Genomic DNA, 17312 nt, shown 5'->3' on the forward strand with positions numbered 1-17312 from the left:
TGGTTAGTTGCGTTGGCAAGAACTAAGTTAGCAAAAGAAAACGTACCAGAGGAAAATCCGTAGGATTTTCCGAATACACACAGACCAAGCAATTGATTATACACGTTGTTGTAACACGTTTTTTATATTAATTTCGAGATTCGTTCAATTTCATCTCTCATATTTGATTTAGTATTTTCCTCTATTAAATAATCCTCTGCAACAATTTCAAAACATCTATCGTGGAAGAAGAATATGAAATGCTCGTATTTCTCAAATAGCTCATCTTTATGGTATGGATGAACAGAATTCATTTTTGTAAGTTCCTTAATCCATTCTGAATCGATTACTTTTTGAATAGAATATGGTTCAAGACCCAATTCATAGAGTGGATGTCCATTAATCGCTTCATCATTTGGACTTCCAAATTTAAATTGCTCAAATCGGTCAAATTTGATAGTTACAATTCCGTCATCTTTGTCGGTTCGCATATGTACTGATGTTCCGTCCCAATTCGGGTCAACATTACTCACGTAAAAAATTAAATACAGATTATGCTCGTTTGAGAGAATTGTTGGTGTTGGTGCACCAACGTCAATTTGAAATTTTTCTGTTATCTGTTCAATTCTCATTATCCTTTTAAATCTTTTATATATTTCAAGAAATTCACAAGATGTTGCTCGGAATGAATTCTCATTAAATCACAAAAATGCCATTTTGCGTTTTTCTCGTTTGTATTATCAAATCTCCATTTAACTTCGAGTAAATCCTTTATAATATCTGTTAAATCGTCAATCGAGTCTTCAGTTACTAAATCCGCATCAGAAATTATTTTATGAGATTCCCAAACGGAATGATACCAACCAAATTCAGGAAAATTAGCTTCGACATTTTTCTTTATCGATTCATAGTCAAAATTTGGTTCTTCATCAAAATCAGAGTCGTCAAATTCAGCACTCAGATTTAGATATTCAGAGTAGATTCCTACAAGTAATTTTTGGATTTCGTCCGTTTTATTTTCAGATTCCACATTTGGATTTATTCCAAATTCTGTAATTCGATTTATGAGGTTTTTTAGTTTGCTCAAAGTTTGTTCTCAAATGTGTTACAACTAGTTTTATGAGTATAAATATAAACTATAACCACTTATTATTTCGGGATAACAAAACATTTTTATGTGGTTTACCCTTTTCTGGTTTAGCATGGCCTAATAATGCTTGTGGATGCCGCAACCCAACGTTGTTCTCTAGCAAAAGAGGGTATTCAGGTCAAACCCAGAGAAAACTAAGGTCTAATTCAGGTCTAAGCCAGGTCTAATTCAGGTCAGGCATCGAAAATTCCTACAAACAGGTGAAGGATAAAACACCATAACAAAAGAAAGACACTAATCAATTAAAATCTCTAGGATTTGTATGGCAGCATCGCTAATTTTTGTACCTGGTCCAAAAACAGCTACTGCTCCAGCATCAAATAAAAATTGATAATCTTGTTTTGGGATCACGCCACCAACTATAACCATAATATCATCGCGTCCATAAGACTGTAATTCTTTAATGACTTGTGGCACCAATGTTTTATGTCCTGCTGCGAGTGAGGATACACCAAGAATGTGCACGTCATTTTCTACGGCTTGTTTTGCAGCTTCTTTAGGTGTTTGAAACAATGGTCCTATATCTACATCAAAACCTACATCTGCATAACCTGTAGCCACGACTTTAGCACCACGATCATGGCCATCTTGTCCCATTTTTGCAATCATAATACGAGGTCTACGACCATCTTGTTCTGCAAAGGTATCTGCAAGCTCTCTTGCTTTTTTAAAGGAACTATCGTCTTTTATTTCTTTACTATACACACCAGAAAAGGATTTTATTTGCGCTTTATAACGTCCAAATTCGGCTTCTAAAGCATCACTTATTTCGCCTAATGTTGCACGTTTACGAGCTGCATCTACTGCTAAAGCTAATAAATTTTCTTGACCAGATTTAGCTGCTTCAGTTAATTTTTTAAGTGCAGCATTAACTAGATCATTATCTCTTGAGCTTTTAATACGGTTTAAACGTTCTATTTGTTGGTTACGAACGGTTTCGTTGTCTACCTCTAAAATATGAAGCGGATCTTCTTCTTTAAGTCTGTATTTGTTTACACCAACAATGATATCTTGCCCAGAATCTATTCGTGCTTGTTTACGAGCTGCAGCTTCTTCTATACGAAGCTTTGGAATACCAGCTTCAATGGCTTTGGTCATTCCGCCAAGCTCTTCAACTTCTTCGATAAGTGACCAAGCCTTTTGTGCTATATCATCTGTTAGTTTTTCTACATAATAGCTACCAGCCCAAGGATCTACTGTCTTTGTAATATGTGTTTCTTGTTGTAAATATATTTGTGTATTACGAGCTATACGTGCAGAGAAATCTGTAGGTAAAGCAATGGCTTCATCTAAAGCATTAGTATGTAAACTCTGTGTACCTCCAAAAGCAGCAGCAGTGGCTTCTATGGTGGTTCTTGCAACATTATTAAATGGATCTTGTTCTGTTAAACTCCAACCAGAGGTTTGGCAATGCGTACGTAAGGCTAGTGATTTTGGATTTTTTGGATTAAACTGTTTTACTAATTTAGACCAAAGCATACGAGCAGCTCGCATTTTTGCAATTTCCATAAAATGATTCATGCCAATAGCCCAAAAGAAGGACAAGCGTGGTGCAAAAGTGTCTATGTCCATACCAGCTTCCAATCCTTTTCTTATGTATTCTAATCCATCAGCTAGTGTGTAAGCCAATTCAATATCACAGGTGGCACCAGCTTCTTGCATATGATATCCAGAAATACTAATGCTATTAAACTTTGGCATGTTTTTACTGGTATATTCAAAAATATCTGAGATAATTTTCATGGATGGTGTAGGAGGATAGATGTACGTATTCCTAACCATAAATTCTTTTAAAATATCATTTTGAATGGTACCTGCTAGTTGTTCTGGCTTTACACCTTGCTCTTCTGCAGCTACAATGTAAAACGCCATTATTGGTAATACTGCACCATTCATAGTCATGGATACAGACATTTTATCTAACGGAATTTGATCGAATAGAATTTTCATGTCTTCTACTGAATCGATAGCAACTCCTGCTTTACCAACATCGCCTTCTACACGTTCGTGATCAGAATCATAACCACGATGTGTTGCCAAATCAAATGCTACAGATAATCCTTTTTGTCCTGCAGCTAAATTACGTCTGTAAAATGCATTACTTTCTTCTGCTGTAGAGAAACCAGCATATTGTCGTATGGTCCAAGGTCTTCTAACATACATGGTTGAATAAGGACCTCTGAGATTTGGCGCAATACCTGCTACAAAGTTGAGGTGTTTACAATCTTCAATGTCTTTTTTGGAATATTGAGATTTAATAGTAATATCCTCTGCTGAGGTAAAAGTCTCATGTTTGTGAACAGTGGTTTCTTCTGTTATTTTTTTTATAGATATGTGTTGTAGATCTCTTCTGGACATTACAGAATAAATTTTTTGAAATAAGGATCAAAATCTACTTCATAACCCGTTGTGAGTTTTATAAAAAATGTTTTACTATCTGTACTTACAAAATAATTACTCTGATAGGTTTCGGTATTGTCTTTAGGATTAGAGATCTTGAAGACACCTTTAAATACTTGAAGCTTCGTGGTTGAGCTATAACTAGCTTTTAGTTTTTCGAACTTTAAGTTTGTACCTTTTAACATGGTTTCATTAGATTGGCGTACTATGCCTAATAACATTTGAGCATCTTCTTTTTGCAAAGGCATAAACGGTAAGGTATTAACCGTGAATGTTGAACGAGTAACGTCATCAAAATAAATGTAAAAATTCCCTTTTAATTCTCTTAAAGTTTTGAGTCTATTAATTTCAGTTTCAAAGTCTTTTTTACTAACTAAGGAGTCTAATACATTTTCATATTCTGCAGTAGAATAGCGTTTAAATACTTCAGGAAGAAATACTTTAATACCATCATTCTCAAGAATATGATAGGAGCCAAGCACCTCTGAAGTTTCATCAACGTCTACCCAACTTTTTACTTCGGTTGAAATATCTTTACAGCTCATTATTATTAATAAAACTGAAAGTGTTACAGTAAGCTTTATATATGGTTTATTCATGTTTTAATCGTTCTAGTTCTATAGCTTCAGACAAACGTCTTTCTATGATAGGTTCAATTAGTGTTTTACGAGTTTTCTTTTCTAAAAAAGGGTGTAATTCCAAATCTTGTTTCATTTTATCATTAGGATTTGGATGTTTATTTGTGCCTAATAATACTATGTCATTAGCATTAAATTGTTCTTGTTCTTTTTGTGCCGATTCCTTTATTTTTTTTTGAATGACACCATCTTTTAATTGCTTTAAAAATCCACCAGCCTGTTCAATTGCTTTAAAAACATCTAGTGCTTTATGGGCTAATTGATCTGTTAGGCTTTCTATATAGTAAGCACCATCAGACGGATTAGAAACCTTATCAAAATAGCTTTCGTGTTTTAAAACTAATAGTTGATTTCTAGATATACGATCGCCAAACTCATTTTGGTTGTGATACAGTACATCATAAGGCAAATTAAAGACTTCATTGGCTCCACCTAAGACTGCGCTCATACACTCGGTTGTGGTACGAAGCATATTGGTGTTGTAGTCGTAAATTGTTTTGTTTCGTTTAGAGGGTTCTGCTACGATGATGCAGTTTGTGTTAAATTTATACTCACCTGCAAGCGTTTTCCATAATAAACGTAACGCTCTTAGTTTAGCAATTTCGAAAAAGTAATTTGTACCTACCGAAACGTTAAATATTACTTTTAGAGATGCTTTGGATTTGTCTGATAATATTGAACTTAGGTGATTTAAATATTCATTGGCATGTGCTAGAGCATAACTTAATTGCTGAACAATCGTAGCACCTGAGTTTTGATATAAGTTACTATTAATTGTAATTTGGTTACACTTTTTTACAAGTTCTTCAAAATTATGATGATCATCTTTTAGGTTGTGATACCAATTTCCTGTTTTAGCTAAATGTCCGATGATGTCATTATTAACATTGGTTTCAGCAATATCAGTATGTATTAAAGTTTCTTCTGCTTCTATGTGAACAGATATGGCTTTGGTATCGATACCTTTAATTAATGCATCTATGTTGATTTGATTGTTAACTGAAATAAATCGAATGGCTTCTACACCTCGATCTATTGCGTCTAGAGCTTTTGTATTTGCTTCCGTTTCATCAGTTACCTTGATAACTTGACCTATTTTCCAAGTTGTTGAGGCATTTGTAATATTATGAAAATGTTCAAAGTCATCAGCATGGTAAAAAGGTTTAACATCGATACCTTCGTTTGTATTCCAAATGAGTGTATCATTGTAATCAGCACCTTTTAAATCTACTTGAATTTTCTGCTTCCATTGTTTAGAAGACACCTCAGGAAAATCTGAAAATAATGGTTTAGTCATTGGTCTTCTTTTTAGCAACGCTGTCTTCGTATTCTATAATATAAATTTCTTCATTTTCCTTTTTCATGTAGTATTTTTCTCTTGCTAATTTCTCTATACCTTCTTCTGTGCTTAGTTCTTTTATTGCTTTATTATCCTTAGTAATTTCATTTTTATAATAGTCTTTTTCTGCTTCTAAATCATCAATATCTGCATTAAGATCTCTGTGAATTAGTAGAGAATTGGCATCAAAGAAAAGCATCCAAATAGCGAAGCATGTAAATATAACCAAGAATATATTTTTAAATAGTTTTAGCATTAACTAAGTCGTTCGTTAATTATTGTTCGTACTATATCAACAGCAACAGTATTGTATTTATTGTTAGGTATAATAATATCTGCATACTCTTTCATAGGTTCTATAAACTGTTCGTGCATAGGTTTAAGCGTAGTTTGATAACGCAATAAAACTTCATCAATATCTCTTCCTCTTTCTTTGATATCTCTTTTTAGACGACGTATTAAGCGTTCATCACTATCTGCGTGTACAAAGATTTTAATATCGAACATGTCTCTTAATTCTTTATTTGTGAGAATTAAGATACCTTCCACGATCATTACTTTTCTCGGTTTGGTTAAAATTGTATCTCCAGTTCTGTTATGCTTTACAAAAGAATATACAGGCTGTTCTATTGTTTTGCCTTCTTTTAAATCTTTTAAATGCTGTTCTAATAATTTAAAATCTATAGATCTTGGGTGGTCAAAATTAATCTTTACACGTTCTTCATAACTTAAATGCGATGTTTCTTGGTAATAAGAATCTTGAGAAATAACACCTACTTCACCTTCTGGTAGTTCGTTAAGTATCTGATTTACAACAGTTGTTTTTCCACAACCTGTTCCGCCAGCTATTCCTATTATTAGCATAAATTATTAATTGTTATGTGCTGCAAATTTAATTATTTACCAATGAATTTATGGTGCTATTTTTAAAACTTCTTCTGGCGTTATAAATGATCCAAAATTATTTTCCCAACTATTATTAATATAGTTCATAACATCTGCAATTTCATTATTTGTGAGGCCTAGTGCTGCCATATTAGTATTATATGTAATACCATTGACAACGATAACCTCATTCATACCATACTTTAATCCTTTAATGGATTTAGTTTGATTATTCTTTAAAAAGTCAGAGTTTGCAAGAGGTGGAAATACTTTGGTTACACCTTCTCCATTGTCTAAGTGGCAAGTTATACATAGATCGTTGTAAACCACCTTACCAGCAATATAACTAGCTGTAAAATCTTTTTGATTTACAGGATTTTTCTTTTCTGAATTACAAGAAAAAATGAGCAGTATTATTGCAATTGTGCTTAACTTTAATCTAATCATTCCTAAGTAATTTTACAATTCCTAAACCTTCAATTCCAACATAAATATAACCATCTGGTCCTTGATTAATAGAACGTATTCTGCCACTGCCTTCTAATAATTTTGTTTCACTAATAATCGTATCGTCTTTTATTTTACAGTTAGAAATGTACTGAAATTTTAATGAGCCAACTAGAAGATTTCCTTTCCAATCTCCATATTTATCACTTGAAATAAAAGCCATACCACTTGGAGCAATGGAAGGTGTCCAATAATGAATCGGTTGCTCCATACCATCTCTCTCTGTGAGATCTGTAAATTTACTTCCGCTATAATTAACACCATAACTTATTACTGGCCAACCATAATTTTTACCTGCTTCAATAATGTTTATTTCATCTCCACCTTTTGGTCCATGCTCGTGAGTCCAGATTTTATAAGTTTCTGGATGTAATGTCATGCCTTGAGGGTTTCTATGACCATATGAATAAATAGCTTTTTTAGCATTAGGAGTATTTATAAAGGGATTATCTTCTGGGATAGTTCCATCATCATTAAGGCGATAAATTTTTCCACAATCTCTCGTGATATCTTGTGGATTTACATCTCTATTACCACGATCTCCAATTGAAAAATATAAGTAGTCATCATTATCAAATGCTAGTCTACAACCAAAATGTTGTCCTCTTCTAGAGTTTGGGTTTGCTTTATACAATACATCTTGGTTAATTAAACGATTGTCTTCTAGTTTTGCCCTCATAATAGTAGTGTTTCCACCTTCTCCTTCGCCTTGACTAGAAGCATAAGACATATAAATCCAACCGTTAGTTTTATAATCTGGATGAATTATAATATCCATTAAACCACCTTGACCTCTAACATAAATTTTTGGTAAGCCATTGATCTCTTTTAGAGAGTTGTCTTTAAAGTGAAATAGCTGACCAGTTTTCTCAGTAATCAGCATAGAGTTATCTGGTAAGAAAGTAAAACCCCATGGTATATCTATACCTGGTACAACAACTTCATAGTTGATTGACAAATCTGAATCTGATGCTTTTTTACTTTGCGCACAACTTGTAAGTGTTAGGCAAAAAAAGAATAATATTTTTATGGATTTGGGTCTCAATATAATAGGATTTATAATGAACTTAAAAATAAGAAATAAATGTTGTTTGTGATGTTATAAAAATCATATATTTGCAATCCTTAAAATGATAACCATTTCGGGGTGTAGCGTAGCCCGGTTATCGCGCCGCGTTTGGGACGCGGAGGTCGCAGGTTCGAATCCTGCCACCCCGACTTTAAAGCTCAACCATTGGTTGGGCTTTTTTTTATATTAATCCTCTTGCTTTTATCTCTAGATACTTATTAATAGTATTTATTGTAAGCTGTTCAGGAGACGTTAAAATACTTTGAATTCCATGTTTTTGAAGTTCATTAACGATTAGTTTCTTTTCGTAAATGAATTTTTCTGCAATTGTTTTTTCGAAAATCTCATAGGTATTAGAAGATTCTTTCTTGGTAAGCTTATCTAATTCTGTGTTTTCAAAAAAGATTACAACTAACAAATGATTTTTTGCAATAGCTTGTAAGTATGGTAGTTGCCTGTAAAGTGCATCTAAGGTTTCAAAATTTGTATACAATAATATAAGACTACGCTGATTTAGGTTTCGTTTTACATCTATGTATAATCTTGCAAAATCAGACTCAGCAAAATCAGTATTAAGATTATAAAGTGTTTCTAAAATTTGATTCATCTGTGATGGTCGACGTTCTGCAGCAACTCTATTTTCAACTTTTCTTGAAAAAGAAAACATACCAGCTTTATCTTGTTTGTATAATGCAACATTACTAATCACTAAAGTTGAGTTAACTGCATAATCTAGTAAGCTTAAGCCTTCAAAAGGCATTTTCATTGAACGGCCTTTGTCTATAACATTATAAATAGGTTGTGATTTTTCATCTTGATATTGGTTAACCATCAATTGATTTCGCTTAGCAGTAGCCTTCCAATTGATATTACGAATATCATCTCCAATGACATAATCCTTAATCTGTTCAAACTCCATAGTATGACCAATTCTTCTTATTTTTTTTAGGCCAAATTCAAACAATTTATTTGAAAATGCCATGAGCATATACTTTCTTAACTGTAAAAAAGAGGGATAGTTAGGTACCATGGCATCTTTTCCGAATTGGAATCTTTTAGCAACAAAATTTATAGGAGATGAAATGTAGGTGTTGAGATTGCCAAAATGATATTCTCCACGTTCTAATGGTCGGAGTGTGTATGTTATTTTCTTTTTCTCTTCAGCCTTTACCTCAGTATTAATTTCAAAATCTCTTTTTTGATATTGAAACGGAAGTTCATCAATTAGTTTTAAGTGAGTTTTAAAATTGAATAGATTCTGTATTTCAAGTTCAATAGGATTGTCATCACCATTACTTAGCTTTTCTGGTAGAATCCTTTTTACAACAATTCCTTTTTTATGGTGTAATAGAATAAGATCAAAAACAGTTAGACCTACTGCAACGAGTGTTAACATTTGTGTGATGATGAAGAGACCACTAAACTGGTAGGATAACACAAATAATAATACGAGGATTATTACAGCAATAAAAAATCGCTTTTGTAAATAAGTATGTTTAAAAAAGGATTTCAATCTATCTCGGAATCTCTATAGTTTCTAAAATTTGATCGATCACTTTTTCCACTGTAAATGCTTCCATTTCTCGTTCTGGAGTTAATACTAATCTATGGTTTAACACAGCCTTTGTACAGCGTTTAATGTCATCTGGAGTAACAAAATCTCGTCCATTAATTGCAGCATTGGCTTTAGCTGCATTAAGAATAGCTATGGATGCTCTTGGCGATGCTCCTAAATATAAATTAGCATTAGTCCTAGTGTTGTGAACTATTGAAGCGATGTAATTTAATAAGTGGTCCTCTACTAAAATTTGCTTAATTAAATCTTGATAATTACTAATGTCTTTAGCTTTTAAGACAGCCTTAATAGTATTAAAATCAATAGTGTCTTTACGTTCATGGTTTTCTGATAGTATTTGAACTTCATCCTCTAGTGAAGGATAATCTACATCTATTTTAAATAGAAAACGATCTAATTGAGCTTCTGGCAAACGGTAAGTACCTTCTTGTTCAATTGGGTTTTGTGTTGCAAATACTAAAAAAGGTGCTTCCATAATGTTTTTAGTACCATCTATTGTAATTTGTCGTTCTGCCATAACTTCGAATAAAGCAGCCTGTGTTTTAGCAGGTGCTCTATTGATCTCATCAATTAATACAATATTTGAAAAAATAGGTCCTGGTTTAAATTCAAACTCTGTAGTTTTCTGATTAAATACTGAAGTGCCTAAAATATCACTTGGCATTAAATCTGGTGTGAATTGTATTCTGCTAAAATCTACATCTAGTGTTTTGGCCAGAAGTTTTGCTGTTACAGTTTTGGCAACTCCAGGAACACCTTCTATTAAGGAGTGACCATTGGCTAGGATTGAGATAATTAGGAGTTCAACCATATTATGCTGCCCAACAATGACTTTTCCTATTTCTTGTTTTATGGCTTCTACAGCATCTTGAAGCGGTTTTAAGTCTAACCTACTTTCAAAATTCATTGGTGTATTGTCTTGCTGCTCTTTTTCGTTTTGTTGCTCTTGTTCTGGCTGTTGTTCTTCCATTATTATTGGGTTTTTGTAAACGATTCAATTTTTTTATTTAACTCTATTAGGTCATTTTCATTCAAAGTGTTTTTAGACTTTAAATGGATAATGAAATCAATAATATCTTTGGTTGTTGCTTTTGTGTTAGATGATTTCAAAGCTAATTTGTCTATGAAATTCTGATTTAATTCACTGGTTTCTAAATAAAAACGTGTTCTTGTATATTCTAAAAAATAAGTGATTTTCTTTTCAATGATACTTTTGTAATTCCCGTTTTGGTAATATAAGTCTCCGATGATTTGTGTAAATTCTACTGTTGTGTTTTTTACAGGATCAATTACAGGAATAATTCGCTGCGTTCGTTTGCCTTTGAATATCACAAACAATACTAATGCTAATAATGCAACATAAAATGCCCATTTTAGAGCAGTATTTGTTAATATAAATCGTAGTGGACTTTTAATAATTTTTCGCCCAGACTTTTTATAATTATCCCAAATGAGTTGCTGTTTTGGTAGAAAGGATAAAACGGTAGCTGCATAATCTTCATTATCATTTAGCATATGATAATTGGTAAATGCAAAAGGATTGGAATGTAAATAGAAATATCCTCCATTATCTCCATATTTAATTTTTATAAAATTAGCGTAAGTTAAAATTTCACCACCTTCAATTTCGTCTTCTATATCATCAATCTCTAGAGTAACTGTTCCTAAAACAGTTGTGTTTAAAGTATCTATAGAGGTGAAATAACTAGTTTCTATAACATCTTTAAAAAGTTTTTTATTCTTATTTAGAGTAGGACTTGTAAAGCTACTTGTGGCACCTTTTTTGAAAAAACCTGAGTTTCTTCTTTCTAAATATGTATTTAAGGAGTCTATGACATTACCATAAAAATAATTTGAGCTAATAAAAACGGAGTTACCATTATCTACATAATCAGCAAGGCTTTTGGATTCTTCTTCATCTAGACTAATCCAATCATTAATAAGCAATAATGTAGTTTTAGAATCCTCAGGTACATCCTTTAAGTAACTGTAAAGAGTTTCTGTTGAGGTTAAAATGTCTTCATCTGAGTAATCTTCTAACTCATTAAATAACACATAACAACCTAATGGTATTTTATCAGCAGCAGAGTAGGAGTCTCGCCAGTTAATAGCAGCTGGTTTAGTAACTTCAGCGACCATCATTAATATAATGATGACTACAATGGTGTACAATGCTATTTTAGATCGTTTACCCATTAGATACAGCTTTTTTTAGGTTTTTAAAATCTGATGAATTAGTATTAAATCCGGCTTCATCAATTGGAAATTCTCCATACCATACGTAATCATAGATATAAGAGATACGTTTAAATAGTGTTTTAATAGAGTTATCTTTAATTTCTGTAATATAATCTGAGTTGGTTTTATCGTAATGCCAATCTATGATATTATTATTTGTAAGATGTTTTAAGGAGCTTAAATACAAATAACGTGTGGCAAGTCTGTAGTCTTTATTATTGATAGCATCTTTTATAAGATTTTCAAAATTTATTTCTTTTAGGTTTTCTTCAATATATTTAAAACCATCGATCTGTTTTTCTGGGTTTCTAAAAACAGAGGTTGCTGTAGACTGCAGTAAAAAATTAATGAGTAAATATAATGCTCCAAGACCAAGTAGACCATATACAATATATTCTAAGGTTTTGTAGTCAATAAAATCGACATCAAAACCAAATAGATTACCAATCCATCTAAAAAACTTTCTAAGCGCACCTTGTATTAGATTAACACCACCAGTATCATTAATAGAATAATTAAAATCATCTCCTGGATAGCGTTCTTGTATTTGGTCTTTAAAATAAGTAACGTCGTGAGTCGAAGAATCCACTTTTACGCCTTCAAGTTGAGCAAAACTAAAAACGTTAGTAGAGAGGAATATTAAAATAATGATATGTTTAATCCATCTATTCATCTACACCTATTTGTTCTATTTTTTGTTGTAAAAAAGTATTGTGTTTTTCTTCGTGTAAATTATAGAAGAGTACACCAAATGCTAGCTGAGTTAAGGCTTGTGAATAAATAAAAGCTAGTATGTATATTGCAAAACCAAATGTAAAAAGCACTTTTGCAAACCCACTGGTGAAAATTTCTATTTCACTTTCTGCAGAGAAATAAATGTAAAAACCTATAATATAACTTGGAATAGAGATTATTACTAAAGTTATAAGAAAATTTAATATTCCAATTACTAGAGCAAATAGCATTACCTTAAGAAAATTTGAGAATGTAAAATTCCAACCATCACTGATAGCTTCTCCTATTTGATTTCTACCTACAAATAAGGCCATAAATGTGAGTCCAAAAAGACCTGAAACCAAAAAGCTTAATGCAAATCTAAATATATAGCCCAAAAAAGGAACAATCGCTGCAACGGTTGATATTATAAGGTATACCACATAAATAACGGCACCTAATAAAATAAGAACAACAATCGACCAGAATTTCTTTTTTATTGATGACCATATGTTTCTGGCTTTTACATCTCCTTTTGCATTTACATATTCTGAAATATAAGCACTAGAAAAACTATAGTTTATAGCAGAAGTAATAAACACAGTAAACAAAAGAACAGCTACTCCAATACCAAAATAAAATTCGTTATTGGTGTCCTCTGTCATTCCAAACCGGAAATCCCTACTCGCTAATCCCATGAAACCGGTTACTAAAAGGTAAGAAGCACCTAAAGCTAATAAAATACTTAAAGCGTTGTATCTTAGGTATAAATTAGTATAAGCCTGAAAGTTACGTTTAAGAAATTGAAAGTAGTTATCTATTATATCACCAAAAGTATTCCTGGTGCGAAGTTCTATATAAGGTTTTTTCAAGTTGTAGTTATTTGAGGATTTGGAATACGATCTGCTTTATGAAGCAAAATAGGGTAAATAATGTAATAATATACTATGATAAATGCAGACAAAAATATGATACCATAAGCAATTACTCTTGGCATTTGTTCGCCGTATCTAGTAATAAATCCCTCGATAAATCCAGCCATAATAAAAAAGGGAATAGTACTCACTACAATCTTTAATCCATCTTTAGCTCCTCTCATAAAGGAGACACGTCTTGAAAATGTTTTGGGAAATATAAAACTGTTGCCCATAACCAAACCAGCACAACCAGCAATTACAATTACAGATATTTCTATAGTGCCATGAAGCCAAACGGTTGAAGTATTCTCTATTAACCCTAACTTGTAAAAGAAGGTAATAAATGAGCCTAACAGAATACCATTTAAAAATAGAATATATATAGTGCCAACACTAAAAATTACTCCAAAAGCAAAAGCTAAAATGGCCACTCGTATATTATTAATTGTAATACCTAGAAAAGAACCTATACTACTTCCGCTTTTATATACTGCCATAGGTTCTCCGTTTTCAATATTCTCTAGTGTCATATTTACATAACCATCTCCAAGGATAAGCCTAACAAAGCTATCATCATTTAGGGTAGAAATACTTCCGATGGAAACAGCAGTCATAAAAAACAAAAAGGTATATAAAAGGGTTTTATGATATTGTTTAAAAAATAAAGGAAATTCGTATTTCCAGAAGGCTACTATTTTATTTTTTGATTCTTTTTTAGTTCTATAAATTTTTTGATGTGCTTGTGATGCTAATGAGTTTAAGTACAGAAGTGTTTTACTATCAGGATAGTAGGTCTGTGCGTAAGAAAGATCATTGGTAAGTTGAATATAATAAGAAGCGAGATCATCCGGATTTATTTTCATATTATTATGAAGTGCTTTTTCAAAACCAATCCATTTTTCTTTATTTTGCTTCACAAATGAGGCCTCTCTCATAAACAACTTAAATTAGGTAAACGAATATACATTCCTATGAGCAAATTAGCAATTAACACTGCACAAAATGTAAACTTAGATTATAAACTTATTGGTATAGGAGAACGTTTTGTAGCTTTTCTAATTGATGCGATTTTACTATTTACGTATTTAACCATAATGGAAAATCTTATGGATATCTCCAGAGTTTTTGATGATGCAGATGGTTGGACTAGACGAGGTATTTATGGCTTGTTAACATTACCTGCACTATTCTACTCTGTAATTTGTCATATAATTTTTAGCGGTCAGACCATTGGTAAAATGCTGATGAAGATTAGAGTTGTTCGCTATGATGGTACACCAACGCAATGGTATAATTTATTTGTAAGATGGATGTTAAGATTTATTGATATTTGGATGTTCTTCTCATCTGTTGGAGTATTGAGTATTTTAATGTCTGATAAAAAGCAACGTGTTGGTGATGCTGCTGCAGGTACTGTAGTGATTAGTGCTAAAAAGAAACACAAAATTGAGAGTACCATTTTAGAAGATATTACAGTTGATTACGAACCAAAATTCTCTAATGTTACTGAATTAAGTGATAAAGACGTTAGGATCATTAAGGAGACATTTACAATATCTAATAAAGCCAATGACTATAAAACACTAAAACTTCTTAGAACCAAAATTTGTACACTTTTAAATATAGAATCTAATTTATATGATAAAGAATTAATTGATATTGTATTAAAAGATTATAATTACTACACGCAAAACATGTAAGCAGAGAACCACTTTTTTTGATTTTTAAAAGTGTGTGTATCGCTTACAATGAGCGAAGTCGAAGTGTATAATAAACTAATTTTATCAATTTAAGTGTTAAACTGAATTTCTTATACTGATTTAATATGTTTTTCCAAACCATAGATATACTAGGTACTATTGCTTTTACAATTTCTGGAGTTCTTGTGGCTTTAGATAAGAAAATGGATCCTTTTGGTGTGGTTATTATTGGGTTTGTCACAGCAGTTGGAGGCGGAACTTTACGTGATGTCCTCATTGGAGAAACTCCAGTATTTTGGATGAATAACATGACGTTTATCTACGTTATTATTGCTACAACTGTGATTACAATACTCATTAAAAAGTACATTAATTACTTGCGTACATCCTTATTTTTATTTGATACTATTGGTATTGGATTATATACTGTTGTTGGCATTGAAAAAGGATTACTCATTGATTTGCATCCTATAATATGTATTGCTTTAGGTACTATGTCTGCATGTTTTGGTGGTGTAATACGTGATATTTTATGTAACGAAATCCCTGTTATTTTTAGAAAAGAAATTTATGCTACTGCATGCATTGTTGGAGGATTGGTTTTCTTTATTCTTAGAAAATTTTCGGCAGACCAGAATTTTAATTTCGTTATCGCTGGTTTGGTTGTTATTGTATTGAGATTACTGGTTGTAAAGTTTAAGATTAGTTTGCCTTCACTTTATAAATAAAAAGAGCTTCTAAAATATTAGAAGCTCTTTAGAATATATATTTAACCTTTACTATTGCTTTATAAATCGCTTCGTAAGGGTTGCAGAATCTGTTGATACTTTTACTAAATAGACACCACTATTCCATTTAGAGACGTTAATTGAAGATCTTAGCTCAGTTAATTCTTGCGATAATAATTTTTTCCCTAAAACATCAAAGACCTCTACAATTACTTTTTCTGTGATTAGTGGTAATGTAATATTAAGGTAATTTTTTGATGGGTTTGGTGAAATTCTAAACTCGTTAAATTGAACTTCAGACTGAGATAGTGTAATACCAGCTGTTAGTATTCCTCTATGTTCTGGACCATGCCAATCTAATAAATAATCTGTACCATCACCATCGATATCTCTTGCTGATGCCCAAACTAAATCAATATTTGTGTCAGAAGTAGAAAACACATAATCTCCAGGATTTCCTGTATCTAAATCTCTTGTAGCGACTAATGTTCTTACACCACTATTAACATCGTTAGTTTCTATAGTCCAATCTTCTCTTTCATCTATTGAAGGAACAATGCCTTGTGCACTCTGGCCTTCCATTTGTCCTGGGAAACCAAAATAACGATCTGTAAATTCATCTTGACTAGAATCATCTAAACGAAAAATAACAACATCATTTCCGCTTACCATTCCTGCTTGGAATCCACCTGTAGTATTTGGATTACCAAAACCTAGTCCAAGCCATTTTCCAGCAGGACCAATCATTGTTAATGTTACTTCTGTAGAAGTAACATCTATTTGAATGGAGTATTCTGAACCTGTTGCGTTAGATAGTTCAACAAGTCCTGTAGAGAATGTTTGTGCATTCAAACAGGTAAATGTTAGTACTAAACTAAACAACATTAAAGTAATTTTTTTCATGAGCTTTTCTTTTTCAAAAGTTTTATTATAGCCTCTTCACCAGAAATCTTTGCATAGTCTAAGGCTGTTTTTCCTCTATTATCTTTAAGTAAAACATTAGCACCATAATTCACTAAATATTTCACAATAATTTCATTTCTATTAATAACGGCATAATGTAACGCACTCGTTCCGTTAGCATCTACTGTGTTTACTTTAACTTTACGTTCTAATAACACTTTAACGATTGCGTCATAGTTTTTGTAAACAGCTGCCATTAATGGTGTTCCAAATTTGCTAGATCCATTAATATCATTTGCTGTATTTGCTAAAAAAAACGCTACTTTAGTATTACCTCTGTAACAAGCAAGTGTTAATGGGTCATAACCATTTTTATCTTTAATATTTATGGTATCTGGATTAATTTTCATTAACTCCTTGATATCATTTACATTACCAGAACGTGCAACATCAAAAATATTTTGTTGAGAAAAACCACAAATCGAGAATAATAAAAATACGAGTCGTAGATTTTTCAACATTTAACAATAGATTTGAGTAGCGAATTTAGCACATTTCTGTTTAAATAA

At 32.0% G+C, this 17312-nt stretch carries 19 protein-coding genes and 1 tRNA gene; 3 read left to right on the top strand and 17 right to left on the bottom strand.

Translation table 11 applies throughout. From position 1 onward, the window contains the following. Nucleotides 1-122 precede the first annotated feature (122 nt). The 9 genes from RM697_RS01125 to RM697_RS01165 form a co-directional block, all read right to left on the bottom strand. Nucleotides 123-611 (bottom strand): hypothetical protein, encoded by a 489-nt coding sequence (locus RM697_RS01125; protein WP_311425999.1) that lies wholly within the window; start codon nt 609-611, stop codon nt 123-125. Beyond that, the gene (locus RM697_RS01130) at nt 611-1066 is read right to left on the bottom strand and encodes a DUF5063 domain-containing protein (RefSeq protein WP_311426000.1); all 456 of its coding nucleotides are present in this window, start codon (nt 1064-1066) and stop codon (nt 611-613) included. Before RM697_RS01130 ends, RM697_RS01125 begins: the two co-directional genes overlap by 1 nt. 297 nt (nt 1067-1363) lie before the next feature. Next, nucleotides 1364-3487 (bottom strand): methylmalonyl-CoA mutase, encoded by a 2124-nt coding sequence (gene scpA / locus RM697_RS01135; RefSeq protein ID WP_311426001.1) that lies wholly within the window; start codon nt 3485-3487, stop codon nt 1364-1366. After that, complete coding sequence (locus tag RM697_RS01140; protein WP_311426002.1) at nt 3487-4128, bottom strand: hypothetical protein; 642 nt, start codon at nt 4126-4128, stop codon at nt 3487-3489. The genes scpA and RM697_RS01140 overlap by 1 nt, the downstream gene beginning before the upstream one ends. Beyond that, a complete protein-coding gene (locus RM697_RS01145; protein ID WP_311426003.1) occupies nt 4121-5464 on the bottom strand; it encodes a methylmalonyl-CoA mutase subunit beta in 1344 nt (447 codons plus the stop codon). The genes RM697_RS01140 and RM697_RS01145 overlap by 8 nt, the downstream gene beginning before the upstream one ends. After that, nucleotides 5457-5762, bottom strand: coding sequence for an FtsB family cell division protein (locus tag RM697_RS01150; protein ID WP_311426004.1), 306 nt, complete (start codon nt 5760-5762; stop codon nt 5457-5459). The genes RM697_RS01145 and RM697_RS01150 overlap by 8 nt, the downstream gene beginning before the upstream one ends. Further along, entirely contained in the window at nt 5762-6370 is a 609-nt protein-coding gene (udk, locus tag RM697_RS01155; RefSeq protein WP_311426005.1) for a uridine kinase, read from the bottom strand. Before udk ends, RM697_RS01150 begins: the two co-directional genes overlap by 1 nt. A 48-nt stretch (nt 6371-6418) precedes the next feature. Continuing rightward, a complete protein-coding gene (locus RM697_RS01160) occupies nt 6419-6838 on the bottom strand; it encodes a c-type cytochrome (RefSeq protein ID WP_311426006.1) in 420 nt (139 codons plus the stop codon). Then, nucleotides 6831-7943, bottom strand: coding sequence for a PQQ-dependent sugar dehydrogenase (locus RM697_RS01165; RefSeq protein WP_311426007.1), 1113 nt, complete (start codon nt 7941-7943; stop codon nt 6831-6833). Before RM697_RS01165 ends, RM697_RS01160 begins: the two co-directional genes overlap by 8 nt. A gap of 98 nt (nt 7944-8041) precedes the next feature. Between RM697_RS01165 and RM697_RS01170 the strand changes: the two genes are divergently transcribed. Beyond that, nucleotides 8042-8116, top strand: a tRNA-Pro gene (locus tag RM697_RS01170). Between the two features lie 32 nt (nt 8117-8148). Here the strand turns inward: RM697_RS01170 and RM697_RS01175 are convergent. The 6 genes from RM697_RS01175 to RM697_RS01200 form a co-directional block, all read right to left on the bottom strand. Beyond that, nucleotides 8149-9363 carry a DUF58 domain-containing protein gene (locus tag RM697_RS01175; RefSeq protein WP_311426008.1) on the bottom strand — a complete coding sequence of 405 codons (1215 nt, stop codon included), beginning with the start codon at nt 9361-9363 and terminating at the stop codon, nt 8149-8151. 118 nt (nt 9364-9481) lie between these two features. Further along, entirely contained in the window at nt 9482-10513 is a 1032-nt protein-coding gene (locus RM697_RS01180) for an AAA family ATPase (protein ID WP_311426009.1), read from the bottom strand. Between the two features lie 2 nt (nt 10514-10515). Next, the gene (locus tag RM697_RS01185; protein ID WP_311426010.1) at nt 10516-11739 is read right to left on the bottom strand and encodes a DUF4350 domain-containing protein; all 1224 of its coding nucleotides are present in this window, start codon (nt 11737-11739) and stop codon (nt 10516-10518) included. Further along, on the bottom strand, nt 11732-12454 hold the full coding sequence (locus RM697_RS01190) for a DUF4129 domain-containing protein (protein WP_311426011.1): 723 nt from the start codon (nt 12452-12454) through the stop codon (nt 11732-11734). The genes RM697_RS01185 and RM697_RS01190 overlap by 8 nt, the downstream gene beginning before the upstream one ends. After that, on the bottom strand, nt 12447-13367 hold the full coding sequence (locus RM697_RS01195; RefSeq protein WP_311426012.1) for a hypothetical protein: 921 nt from the start codon (nt 13365-13367) through the stop codon (nt 12447-12449). The genes RM697_RS01190 and RM697_RS01195 overlap by 8 nt, the downstream gene beginning before the upstream one ends. Beyond that, nucleotides 13364-14347 (bottom strand): stage II sporulation protein M, encoded by a 984-nt coding sequence (locus RM697_RS01200; protein ID WP_311426013.1) that lies wholly within the window; start codon nt 14345-14347, stop codon nt 13364-13366. Before RM697_RS01200 ends, RM697_RS01195 begins: the two co-directional genes overlap by 4 nt. 36 nt (nt 14348-14383) lie before the next feature. Here RM697_RS01200 and RM697_RS01205 point away from each other — a divergent pair, with 36 nt between their 5' ends. Then, nucleotides 14384-15112, top strand: coding sequence for an RDD family protein (locus RM697_RS01205; RefSeq protein WP_311426014.1), 729 nt, complete (start codon nt 14384-14386; stop codon nt 15110-15112). Nucleotides 15113-15237: 125 nt separating this feature from the next. Then, the gene (locus RM697_RS01210) at nt 15238-15840 is read left to right on the top strand and encodes a trimeric intracellular cation channel family protein (RefSeq protein WP_311426015.1); all 603 of its coding nucleotides are present in this window, start codon (nt 15238-15240) and stop codon (nt 15838-15840) included. A gap of 51 nt (nt 15841-15891) precedes the next feature. Here RM697_RS01210 and RM697_RS01215 read toward each other — a convergent pair whose 3' ends face one another. Together RM697_RS01215 and RM697_RS01220 are read right to left on the bottom strand one after the other, a co-directional pair. Continuing rightward, nucleotides 15892-16743, bottom strand: a complete 852-nt coding sequence (locus tag RM697_RS01215; protein ID WP_311426016.1) for a T9SS type A sorting domain-containing protein — start codon at nt 16741-16743, stop codon at nt 15892-15894. Further along, nucleotides 16740-17264 carry an ankyrin repeat domain-containing protein gene (locus tag RM697_RS01220; protein ID WP_311426017.1) on the bottom strand — a complete coding sequence of 175 codons (525 nt, stop codon included), beginning with the start codon at nt 17262-17264 and terminating at the stop codon, nt 16740-16742. The genes RM697_RS01215 and RM697_RS01220 overlap by 4 nt, the downstream gene beginning before the upstream one ends. Between the last annotated feature and the right edge of the window lie 48 nt (nt 17265-17312).

This window comes from Microcosmobacter mediterraneus (assembly GCF_031846265.1).
Classification (GTDB): domain Bacteria; phylum Bacteroidota; class Bacteroidia; order Flavobacteriales; family Flavobacteriaceae; genus Microcosmobacter; species Microcosmobacter mediterraneus.